This is a genomic window from Novosphingobium rosa NBRC 15208, from assembly GCF_001598555.1.
Classification (GTDB): Bacteria; Pseudomonadota; Alphaproteobacteria; order Sphingomonadales; family Sphingomonadaceae; genus Novosphingobium; species Novosphingobium rosa.
Window position 1 is genome coordinate 1 of the sequence record NZ_BCZE01000130.1, and the last position, 11,127, is coordinate 11,127.

The following is an 11,127-nucleotide window of genomic DNA, read 5'->3' on the forward strand; positions in this document are numbered from 1 at the left end:
CCGTGAAGGGCAGGTCGAAAAGGGCCGCGATCTCCGCGCGGGTCCAGTCGTTGCGCGGCGTAATAGCGGGGGCGCAAGAGGCGTCGGTCATGCTGGTCAACTCCGAAAATCTCGACGCGGCGCGGCAGGCAGAACCTGCGGCGGCGTCACCATGGCGCCCGCGATAGGCGCGCGAAGACCAACACTCAAGCATGGGAAGGCGCGTTCCATCGCGCGGCAGCGTTCCATCCGGGCCATGCTGGCATCCTCGCGCCATCGATAAAGGGCATCTGACACCAGAATAGGCCACGACCGACCCGCCGCGTCAACAATCTTTAATCATCCGGTTAAATCGCCTTGTCCCGATCCGCGCCGGACGGGCGGGCAATACGCCTTTCACCCCGCCCGCTGATCCTGCAGATCGATCACCTGCAGATAGTTGCGCAGCCGGTTGATCTCCAGCTTACGGATCAGCTCATTGTCATGATAGGGCCCCAGCAGCTGAGCCAGCGGATCGCCCCATGACGCCGAGGCATCGAACAGCACGCCCAGCCCGAACACCGCCGGAACATTGGCGAAGCACATCTGGCGCGTGCCATCTCGCTCGACCTCGGCGATGAAATCCTCCACCGCGGTCAGCACGCCATTGCCCGGGCCGCCAGCCTGCAGCGCGCATGCGTAAGCACCATGACTGCGAAAGCCCCGCCCCGGCAGAGACCCGGCGTAACCCAGCGTAACCCCTGCATCGAAGCTGAAAAGCTGACGATGCTCCGCCGGAATACGGTCGGGCGCGTAATAGGAATCGCGGCGCGCCCAGGGCCAGCCCACATCATGCATAAAGGCCAGCAAAGGCCGCCCGTCACGCTGCGAAACGCTGTCGGCCAGACGCAGTTCGCGCAGCACGGTGTAATAATTGTGATCGCCATCGATCACCCAGGCATCGACCTGCTCCAGATCGCCCATCACCTCCAGACTGGGCGCGGCCAGATGGGTGACATGGGGATGCTGCGCCACCCAGTCGATGAACTCCTGCTTGGGCGCCGGATCGATGGTGGCGAACTGGCCGCCCACCCTGCCGCAATAATCGGCCAGAACGCTGGACATGCCGCCGAACTCCGCCCCGATTTCCGCGATGTTGCGGACCTGCGCAACCTCGAAAGCCTCCAGAATGAGGCTGGAAAATTCGCTCATCGAATGAATGAGAAGGTCGCTCATCGCCAATATCCTCTCGGGCAGACTGCCCATCGGGATCACTGGCTAGTGCTTCATGGTTAAGGGGCGGAAAGCCTCCGCCCCGTAACTTTGCCTAACGCATCAACACCAGTTCTTCCGACATGGACGGGTGCAGCGCCATGGTCGCGTCGAAATCCGCCTTGGTCAGCCCGGCCTTCACCGCAATGGCGGCGGCCTGCAGGATTTCGGGCGCTTCGGGGCTGATCATATGGATGCCCAGCACCTTGTCGCTCGCCGCATCGACCACCAGCTTGTAATAGCCGCGCTCGACTGTGCTTGAGAACATGTTGCTCATCGGGCGGAAGTCGCTGGTGAAGACCTTGATTTCAGCACCCGTCTCGCGCGCCTGCATCTCGGTGAGGCCCACGGCGGCCAGCGGCGGCTGAGAGAAGACCGCGCTGGGGATCGCATCATAGGCGGTGGTCCGGGGCTTGCCGCCAAAGACGGTGTCGGCAAAGGCATGGCCCTCGCGGATGGCCACCGGGGTCAGCTGCACGCGGTCGGTCACATCGCCCACGGCATGGATGCTGGGCACGCTGGTTTGGCCATACTCGTCGACGATCACCTCGCCATTGGCGCCCAGCTGCACGCCTGCCTCCTCCAGCCCCAGCCCCGGGGTCTTGGGGCGGCGCCCGGTGGCGACCAGCACCACATCGGCCTCGACCGGATCATGGCCTGCCAGCGACACTTTGAAGGAACCGTCGGCCTGCTTCTCGATGCCGCAGATCGGGCTGTCGAAGCGGTATTCGATGCCGCGCTTTTCGGTCATGGCCATCAGGCGCTCGGTCAGATCGTCGTCATAGCCGCGCAGGATGCGGTTCGAGCGGTTGACCACCGTCACCTTGGCCCCCAGCGCATTGAAGATCCCGGCGAATTCCATGGCGATATAGCCCGCGCCTTGAATCACCACGCGCCTGGGGAAAGTCTCCAGATGGAACACCTCGTTGGAGGTGATGGCATGCTCATTGCCGGGAAAGTCCGGCATCACCGGCCATGCGCCCACGGCGATCAGGATATGCTTCGCGCTGATTTCCCGCCCGGAAGCCAGACGCACCAGATTGGGGCCCGCCACCGTGGCGCGCTCATGGACATGATCGACCTTGTTGTTGTCGAGCGTGTTCGTATAGGCGCGCTCCAGCCGGTCGACATCGCTGGCGACAAAATCGCGCAATTTGGCCCAGTCGAACTGCTTGCCCTCGATGGTCCAGCCGAAGCCTGCGGCATCCTCCAGCCCATGGGCGAAATGCGAGGCGTAGACCAGCAGCTTCTTGGGCACGCAGCCCCGAATCACGCAGGTGCCGCCCACGCGAAATTCCTCGGCCACGGCCACGCGGGCGCCATGACTGGCCGCGATGCGGCTGGCGCGCACCCCGCCCGACCCTGCACCGATCACAAACAGGTCGTAGTCGAAGGTGTCGGTCATTGTGCAGGCTCCAGTCGGGCGGCGGGGGCAGCCCTTTCGTTTCCGCGCGATATGGCCCCTCGCCCCGCCGCTTGCCAATCGGATTTGGCGATCAGCGGCGGAAAAACAGGCGATCAGTCGGCGGGGTTATATTTGGCGAGGAAGGTCTCGATCGAGGTCAGCAAGGTCAGCCGGTCCGGCCCACGGGTGAAATGGTGATCGGCCAGCGGGATCTGCACCAGCTCCACAGACTTGCCCGCGCCGCGCATCCTCGCGGCCATGGAGGTGGACTGGCTGACATCCACCGTGGAATCCTTCTTGCCGTGGATCAGCAGCATCGGCGCCTTGATGCGGTCCACCGCATTGATCGGCGAGACGGCGGCGAAATCCGGGGTCATGCGCCCCCAGGCATCGCTGTTGCTGTTGGCATGCATGCTGCTGTCGCCCATGTCGTTGACCTCGCGCCTCAGGCTGGCGACGCCCGCGATGGAAATCGAGCAACGCCACAGATCGGGATCGCGCGCCGCGCCCCACATGGCGGCATAACCGCCATAGGAGGCCCCCACGATGCAGGCCCGCTTGCCATCGGCCATGCCCTGATCCACCGCCCAGGCCAGCGCATCGTTGAGATCGTCCTGCATGGCGAGGCCCAACTGCCCCTCCCCACGCCGCTCGAACGTCTGACCATAGCCGGTCGAACCGCGGAAATTGGGCTGGATCACCAGATAGCCCTTGCTGGCCAGAAATTGCGCCCAATAGTCATAATCCAGCGTGTCATGCGCCCATGGCCCGCCATGCGGCATGACGATCACCGGCAGTTTTTTGGCCTCACGCCCATTGGGGCTGGTCACCACCGCCTCGATCGGCAGGCCGTCGCGCGCCTTGTAGGTCACCAGCTTCACCGGAGAGAGGGCCCGGCTGCCCACCTTCTCATTCATATGGGCGACAAGGCGCAAATGGCCGTCATTCACATCGAAGAAATAGAGCGAACCGGGCGAATTGGGCCGATCGAGCAGCACCAGCATCCGCTTGCGGTCCCGGCTGAAGCTGAGGATCCGGACCCGCCTGCCGCTGCCCACGGATTTGTCGAAGGCGGCTTGCAGATCGGCCAGATCCGGCTCGATCCACACATCCTTCTGCTGGGCGCCGCGCAGGCTGACGGCCAGCGGGGTCTGGCCATCGGCGGCCAAGGTCACATCGTCGATCCAGCTGCCGTCGGGCGCGGCATAGATCGGTTTCACATCCTTGAGCGGATCGAGATCGGCTTCGAACAGGGCGCTGCTGCCCTTGTCGTCATCATGAACCACCAGCGCGTGATTGCCGCCGGGGATGAAGCCCATGGGGTTGAGCGAGGATTCGCGCTTGCGAAGATCGGCCCGGTCGATGACGTGGAAGGTGCTGCCGCCTTCGCCGCGATAGAGCAACCGGGTGCGCCGCGTGCTGTCGTCATAGCCATAGCCCAGCCGGACCTGCCCCGCGCCATCGGCCACCCAGCCCATCACGCCGCCGCGCCCTTTAAGCACGCGCACGCGCTCTCCGGTGTCGACATTGACGCGGAAGATCGAGGGCCAGAGATCCTCGCCCTCATAGATCGAGGCCTGAGCGCCAACCAGCGCATAGGGGCTGCCATCGCGGGCCGTCCAGATCACGTCATCGGTGTTCTGGCCGTTGAGATCCCACATCAGCGTCTTGAGCTTGCCCGTCGTCCGGTTGAAGGCGGCAAGGCGCGAGACATACCACAGCTTGCCGTCGACCGGCTGCTGGATGGTGACATGGATCAGAAAGCTGTCGTCATTCACCCAGCGGAGCGAATGGGCCTCCATCTTGTCGGGGATGACGATGCAGCGTGGCGCGCTCCCATTCTCGAACAGGCTGAGCGCGCAGACGCGGCGGCCCGTGGCGCCGCCGAACAGCCCGGCCATCCATTCGCCATTGGGGGAGAGCTTCACGCCCTCGATAAAGGGTAGCGCGGCGAAATCGGCGGCGGTCAGCGGGGCATTCGCGGTGGCGGGCGCTGTCGGTTTGGCGTCCGAAGATGCGGCGGCGGCGGTCGCCTGCTGCGCCAGAACCGGGGCTGCCCAACCCCATGCACACACCAACACCCCGGCCAAAGCCGCCTTCACTGCCCGCATTCTTGCCCCCTTCGATCCCGGATCCGTAGAACCGGCGAATTTCCGAAAGAATGCCTAGCGGGAGGAATAGAAAATACAAGAAGGCGGCAAGACAAAAGCGTGAAGAACAGTCTCCGGCGGAAACGAATGCCTCCGCCGGAGCTTTGTCCTTACGCCAGACCGGCGGCTTCCAGCAGCGCGGTGGTGCTGGCATCGAAACGCGCGCCGCCCTTTTCGATGGATTTGGCGATTTCCTTGCCCAGCTCCACGCCGAACTGGTCGAAGGGGTTGATCTGCATCAGCGCGGCATTGGCGAAGGTGCGATGCTCATGGAAGGCGATCAGCGCACCCAGCGTGGCCGGGTTCAGGTCATCGACCAGCATGGTGGCGCTGGGGCGGTCACCGGCATAGGCGCGGGCCTTATCGGTGGCATCCTTGCCCGCCATCAGCGCGGCGCCCTGCGCGAAGCAGTTCATCAGCAGGATGCGGTGATGGGCCGGGTCCAGATCGTCGCCCGCCGCGATGCTGGCGATGAAATCGACGGGCGTGATGACCGTGCCCTGATGCAGCAGCTGGAACACGGCATGCTGCGCATCCGTGCCCACGCCGCCCCAGGTGATCGGCGCGGTGGGGCCATCGACGGGCGAGCCATCGGCCTTCACGCTCTTGCCGTTCGATTCCATCTCCAGTTGCTGGAGGTAGAAGGGCAGCAGCGCCATGCGCTCGTCATAGGCGAAGCAGGCGCGGGCCTGACAGCCACGCAGGCGGGTGTAAAGCTGATCGGCAAAGGCGGCGCGCAGCGGCAGGTTTGCCGCGCCATCGGTGTCGCGGAAATGCAGATCGACGGCGGCAGCGCCTTCGAGGAACTCGACGAACTCGTCCCAGCCGATGGCCAGCGCCACCGGGAAGCCGATCGAGGACCACAGCGAGTAACGCCCGCCCACGCTTTCGGAGAAAGGCAGCACGCGGGTTTCATCCACGCCCCATTCCACCGCCTTTTCGGGATAGGCCGTCAGCGCCACGACGCGGCCATAGGGATCTTCCACGCCATTGTTGCGCAGCCAGTCGAGCGCCGAGGTGGCGTTGGTCATGGTCTCGGTGGTGGTGAAGGTCTTGGAAGCGACGGCGATCAGCGTGGTGGCCGGATCGCAGCGCCCGAAGGCCTGCTCCAGCGCGCAGCCGTCGATGTTGGCGACGACATGCACCTCGACCTTGGCGCCGTCGCGGGTCAGCGCATCGACCGCCAGCTTGGGGCCCAGCGCCGAACCGCCGATGCCGATATGGATCAGATGCTTGACCTCGCCCAGCGCGCCCTCATGGATCGCCTCCACCAGCGACTTCATGCGGGCATGCAGCGCCATGGCCTCTTCCACACTGGTGTCGCGGCCCACGCCGCGCTGGGCGGTATGCTCGGCGGCACGGCCTTCGGTGACGTTGATCTTCTCGCCGTCGAAGAGCGCCTTGCGCTGGCCGGCAAAATCGACCGCGGCCGTCAGCTTCTCGAACAGATCGAGATGTGCGGCATCCAGATGCGTCTTGGACCAGTCGAAACGGATGCCGCCCTGCTCCTCGCCCAGTTCGATGCGCCCGGTCAACGTGTCGACGCGGGCCTCATCCCTGGCGAACAGCTCGGCCAGCGTGGGGCGCGGCAGGTCCGCCAGTTGGGTCCACAGGGCGGCGATCTCGGGCTGGCTGGGCACGGGGCGGTTTCTCCGTTGAAGATGAATGGACTGTCCTATGCCCGCCCGATGCGACATGGCCAAGTCCGCATTCGTTGCCAGCACCTAAAAAGCCGTTCAGCCGCGTGCAAAGTCCTCCGGTGTATTGATCGGACAATACACTTGTGAGACAGTCCCGCGACAAACACCCCTTCACGAAGGGTTGACGGCAGCGCGGAGGCGCAACATGGACATAAACATGACCGACACCGCCAATCAGGGCTCCACGCCCGTCAGCTCCGAAAAATCCGCTCCGGCGGGCAAGAAGCCTCAGGAAGAAGAGAATTTCTTCGTCTTCCTGATCAAGCTGGTCATCATTGTGGCGGTGTTCCGCAGCTTTATCTTCTCGCCTTTCACCATTCCCAGCGAATCGATGCTGCCCGGTCTGGTCAATGGCGACTATCTGCTGGCCGCCAAATGGCCCTATGGTTTTTCCAGCTATTCGCTGCCCTTCGGCGCGCCGCTGCTGCCCAAGCGGGTGCTGGCCCATCAGCCCCATCGCGGCGATGTGGTGATCTTCAAGGCCCCGCCGACCAACGATCAGGACTGGATCAAGCGCGTGATCGGCCTGCCGGGGGACACGGTGCAGATGATCGGCGGCGTGCTGTATCTGAATGGCAAGGCCATCCCCAAGGTGAAGATCGAGGATTTCGAGATCGCCGTTTCGGGCAACACCCATTGCTACACCCCCGCCTTCGCCGCCACCCGCAAGGATGGCACGGCGGTCTGCCGCTATCCGCAGTACCGCGAGACGCTGCCCGGTGACGATGGCCGCCCCTCCAAGGACATCAAGGTGCTGGATTTCGGGCCCGAGAAGCACGATCCGGTCCCCGGCTTCGATGCCGACAACACCCCGCCCTATATGGTGCCCGAGGGCAAGCTGTTCCTGATGGGTGACGACCGCGACAATTCGATGGACAGCCGCTTCACCACGCTGGACGGCGGCATCGGCATGGTCCCGCAGGAGAATCTGGTGGGGCGCGCCACGATCATGATGTGGTCGACCGATGGCGGCGCCTCATGGTATAAGCCATGGACCTGGTTCACCGCCACGCGCTGGAGCCGCATCGGGAACACCTTTTGACGGTCGGAAAACTCAAATTGAAGCCCGTGGCAGGCGCTGAGCCCCTACCCGATGAGACGCTGGCCTTTCTGCGCCAGTTGCTGGACGGCGCATCGCCTGCCGATGTCGAGATGTGGACCGCCGCGCTGACCCATGGCAGCTTCACCGCCGCGCCCAACAAGGGCATCGCGCGGGCCGCCGACTATCAGCGGCTGGAGTTCCTTGGCGACCGCGTGCTGGGCCTGACCATCGCCGAATGGCTGTACGAGGCCGAGAGCGACGCCGAGGGACGCCTGTCGCAACGGCTGAACGCGCTGGTTTCGCGCCAGAGCTGCGCCAATGTGGCGCGCGGGCTGGGCCTTGCCGGGCATATCCGCCTCGGCAAGCAGGCGCGCGACGATGGCGGCGCGGATTCCGACAACATCCTTGGCGATGTGATGGAAGCGCTGATCGGCGCCAGCTTTCTCGAACGCGGCTTCGAAACCACCCGCGCCATGGTGCGCAAGCTCTGGTCCGACACCTTCCGGGGCCATGCCGGGCAGACCAAACATCCCAAATCGGCGCTTCAGGAATGGGCCGCGGGCAACCGCCGCCGCCCGCCCGAATATGCGCTGATCGACCGTTCCGGCCCGGATCATTCCCTGCAGTTCACCGTCTCCGTCGCGGTGAAGGGCGTGGGTGAGGCCCGCGCCACCGCCAACAGCAAGCAGGAGGCCGAAACCAAGGCCGCCGGCGAATTCCTCCGACTTTACGCCTGAAAGCCAGTTCCATGACCGACCAACCCTCCACGCCCCCGATGACCTGCGGCCTCGTCGCCGTGCTGGGCGCGCCCAACGCCGGCAAATCCACGCTGGTGAATGCGCTGGTCGGCCAGAAGGTGGCGATCGTCAGCCAGAAGGCGCAGACCACCCGCGCCCGCCTGATGGGCATCGCGCTGGAGCAGAGCGACAAGCACAACGCCCAGATCATTCTGGCCGACACGCCGGGCCTCTTCGCGCCCAAGCGTCGCCTTGACCGCGCGATGGTCGCCGCCGCCTGGGATGGCGCCGAAGAGGCCGATGCCATCCTGCTGGTGGTCGATGCCGCCAAGAAGCACCGCGATTACCTCGACCCCATTCTCGAACAGCTGCAGAGCCGCAAGGAGCGCAAGATCCTTGTCCTCAACAAGGTGGACCTGACGGCCAAGGAACCGCTGCTGGTGCTGGCGCAGGAGCTGACCCAGAAGGTCGATTTCGCGGAAGTGTTTTTCGTGTCGGCGCAGAGCAACGATGGCGTGGCCGGGCTGAAGGCCCATCTGGCAGGGCTGATGCCCGAGAGCCTCTGGCATTTCCCCGAGGATCAGGTGTCGGACGCCTCCGAACGCCTGATGGCCTGCGAGATCACCCGCGAGCAGCTCTACCGCCAGCTGCATGACGAGCTGCCCTATGACAGCACGGTTCGTCCCGAAAGCTACAAGATCCGCAAGGACGGTTCAGTTGAAATTCATCAGCAGATCGTCATCGCCCGCGAGAGCCAGAAACCGATTGTTCTCGGCAAAAAAGGTGCGCGCATCCGTGCCCTTGGCGAGGCATCGCGTGCCGAACTGACACAGATTCTCGGGGTGCCGGTCCATCTCTTCCTCCATGTCAAAGTGGATGAGAACTGGGCCGATGCCAAGGAAATCTATGAGGAAATCGGCCTGGAATGGGTGCGCTGAGGCGGTTTTTCCGGATTTTCCATCCCGGTTGCAGCCAAGGCTTGTGATGAACCGCCGCTGCGCTCTATAGCGGCGTGATGGCGTGAAGCCATATTCTGTGGATCGGGCTTGCGGGGGCGGGCCGGTCCATCGGGATCGCTGTGCAGGATTAACAAGGATGGTGGATTTCATCGCGGCACTGCCGGGGCGGGCAAGGGTGGCGCTGCTGGGCAACCTGGGCGTGCGCCTGCGTGTTCTCGCCGCCGACAAGGCTTTGGTGCTGCTGGCCTATACGGTTCTGGCGCTGGCGCTGCGCGGCTTCACCTTCGGTTCCCCCACGATCCAGATCGATGAGCAGTTCTACCTGCTGGTCGGTGACCGCATGCTTCACGGCGCCCTGCCCTTCGTGGACATCTGGGACCGCAAGCCGATCGGCCTCTTCCTGCTCTTCGCCGCGATCCGCCTGCTGGGCGGCGAGGGCATCGTGCAATATCAGCTGGTCGCCATGCTCAGCGTGGTGGCCACCTCGCTGGTGATCTGGCGCACGGCGCGGATGATCGCCTCGCCTTTGGGCGCGCTGTGCGCCGGCGTGGCCTATCAGCTGTTCCTCTCGGTGTTCTTCTGCTTCGGCGGGCAGTCGCCGGTCTATTACAACCTGCCCGTGGCGCTGGTCGGCCTGTGGATGACGGACCTGATGATCCGCCGCCGCAAGCCCGGCGCCCTGTTGCTGCACGGGCTGGGCGTGATGCTGGTGATCGGCATCGCGCTGCAGATCAAATACACCGTGATGTTCGAAGGGATCGGCTTTGGCCTGGCCCTGATGTGGCGCATCCGCCGCATGGGCTGGAGCCGCCCTCAGGTCACGCTGGCCGCTGTCGCATGGTGCGCCGCCGCCCTGCTGCCCACCGTTGCCGCGCTGGCCTATTACGCGGCCATCGGCCATGCCGACGCCTTCATTCAAGCCAATTTCCTCTCGATCTTCGCCCGGCACGAGCCCTATCTCGCGTCCCTGTGGCGCCTGACCAAGGAAATGCTGGCCCTCACCCCCTTCTGGCTGGCGCTGTTTCTCGCCCCCCGCCGCTTCGGCAAGCTGGGACTGACCGCCGGAGGCGAAGCCCCCCAAGCCCTGCCCTTCCTGCGCATCTGGGGCCTGACGGCCTTCGGCGGCTTCCTGCTGCTGGGCACATGGTACGATCACTATCTCGCGCCCGTGCTGGTGCCTTTGTCGATCCTTGCCGCCCCCGCGCTGGGCCGCCTGACGCCGCACCGCTGGTACACCCGCCTGCTGCTGGGCTTCGGCGCGGTGGCCGCTTTGGTGGTGACATCGGTGAACATGAGCGATCACGGCTCACGCGCCGAGATGGATGTGCTGCTCACCCAGATCGAGAGCGCCCGCGCCAAGGGCTGCCTCTATGTGGCCGAGGGCGATCCGATGCTGTACCATCTGTCGAACAGCTGCCTGCCCTCGCGCTACGTCTTCCCCAATCATCTGGTGAGCCTGACCGATTCCGAAGCGCTGGGCGTGGACGCGCAGGCCGAGGCGCACCACATCATGGACAGCCGCCCCGATGTGGTGGTCATCACCGCGCAGCCTCAGGCGCATCCGGTGAACTGGCCGGTGCGCAACTTCCTGATGGCGCGGCTGGGGAGCGATTATGTACTCTACGGCAAGGCCCGCGTGGGGACGCGCGATTTCCTCGTGTTCCAGAACAAGGCCTTGAGTGGGAAGCGGGTTGTCGCTGTGCGTTAAGGGGTTTTAAGAGGAAAATGCGAGGGCCATCGCCCTCGCGCTCCCTTTAGTGTCCACGTAGCGCCTCGGGTTTGGCCATGGAGCAACGTCGCAGCGCCGCAGGCTTTGAAACGAGAAAAGGCGCCGGGGCATGCCTGCCTGCGGCGCCTTTTGCTTGCCCGTGGAAAGGTGGCGCTCCGACAGGATGTCACTGAGC

At 64.6% G+C, this 11,127-nt stretch carries 8 protein-coding genes; 4 read left to right on the forward strand and 4 right to left on the reverse strand.

The window, feature by feature from the left end; all coding sequences use genetic code 11:
* Window positions 1-375: 375 nt before the first annotated feature.
* From SR3_RS29210 to pgi, 4 genes are all read right to left on the reverse strand, one after another.
* Window positions 376-1,194 carry a class I SAM-dependent methyltransferase gene (locus tag SR3_RS29210; protein ID WP_068094611.1) on the reverse strand — a complete coding sequence of 273 codons (819 nt, stop codon included), beginning with the start codon at window positions 1,192-1,194 and terminating at the stop codon, window positions 376-378.
* A gap of 91 nt (window positions 1,195-1,285) precedes the next feature.
* A complete protein-coding gene (gene gorA / locus SR3_RS29215; RefSeq protein ID WP_068094614.1) occupies window positions 1,286-2,635 on the reverse strand; it encodes a glutathione-disulfide reductase in 1,350 nt (449 codons plus the stop codon).
* A gap of 113 nt (window positions 2,636-2,748) precedes the next feature.
* Entirely contained in the window at window positions 2,749-4,746 is a 1,998-nt protein-coding gene (locus SR3_RS29220; RefSeq protein WP_084456047.1) for an alpha/beta hydrolase family protein, read from the reverse strand.
* 149 nt (window positions 4,747-4,895) lie between these two features.
* Window positions 4,896-6,482, reverse strand: coding sequence for a glucose-6-phosphate isomerase (gene pgi, locus SR3_RS29225; protein WP_084456048.1), 1,587 nt, complete (start codon window positions 6,480-6,482; stop codon window positions 4,896-4,898).
* Between the two features lie 160 nt (window positions 6,483-6,642).
* Between pgi and lepB the strand changes: the two genes are divergently transcribed.
* The 4 genes from lepB (at window position 6,643) to SR3_RS29245 (ending at window position 10,931) form a co-directional block, all read left to right on the forward strand.
* The gene (gene lepB / locus SR3_RS29230) at window positions 6,643-7,527 is read left to right on the forward strand and encodes a signal peptidase I (RefSeq protein ID WP_068094616.1); all 885 of its coding nucleotides are present in this window, start codon (window positions 6,643-6,645) and stop codon (window positions 7,525-7,527) included.
* Between the two features lie 17 nt (window positions 7,528-7,544).
* Window positions 7,545-8,264, forward strand: coding sequence for a ribonuclease III (rnc, locus tag SR3_RS29235; RefSeq protein ID WP_068094617.1), 720 nt, complete (start codon window positions 7,545-7,547; stop codon window positions 8,262-8,264).
* A gap of 11 nt (window positions 8,265-8,275) precedes the next feature.
* A complete protein-coding gene (era, locus tag SR3_RS29240) occupies window positions 8,276-9,202 on the forward strand; it encodes a GTPase Era (protein ID WP_068094622.1) in 927 nt (308 codons plus the stop codon).
* A 157-nt stretch (window positions 9,203-9,359) separates the two neighbouring features.
* Entirely contained in the window at window positions 9,360-10,931 is a 1,572-nt protein-coding gene (locus tag SR3_RS29245) for an ArnT family glycosyltransferase (protein ID WP_068094625.1), read from the forward strand.
* Window positions 10,932-11,127: the final 196 nt, after the last annotated feature.

What these genes read in the sequence shown, in the direction of transcription:
- SR3_RS29210 (WP_068094611.1), bottom strand. Translation starts at nt 1,194, where the DNA reads ATGAGCGACCTTCTCATTCATTCGATGAGCGAATTTTCCAGCCTCATT.
- gorA (WP_068094614.1), bottom strand. Translation starts at nt 2,635, where the DNA reads ATGACCGACACCTTCGACTACGACCTGTTTGTGATCGGTGCAGGGTCG.
- SR3_RS29220 (WP_084456047.1), bottom strand. Translation starts at nt 4,746, where the DNA reads ATGCGGGCAGTGAAGGCGGCTTTGGCCGGGGTGTTGGTGTGTGCATGG.
- pgi (WP_084456048.1), bottom strand. Translation starts at nt 6,482, where the DNA reads ATGTCGCATCGGGCGGGCATAGGACAGTCCATTCATCTTCAACGGAGA.
- lepB (WP_068094616.1), top strand. Translation starts at nt 6,643, where the DNA reads ATGACCGACACCGCCAATCAGGGCTCCACGCCCGTCAGCTCCGAAAAA.
- era (WP_068094622.1), top strand. Translation starts at nt 8,276, where the DNA reads ATGACCGACCAACCCTCCACGCCCCCGATGACCTGCGGCCTCGTCGCC.
- SR3_RS29245 (WP_068094625.1), top strand. Translation starts at nt 9,360, where the DNA reads ATGGTGGATTTCATCGCGGCACTGCCGGGGCGGGCAAGGGTGGCGCTG.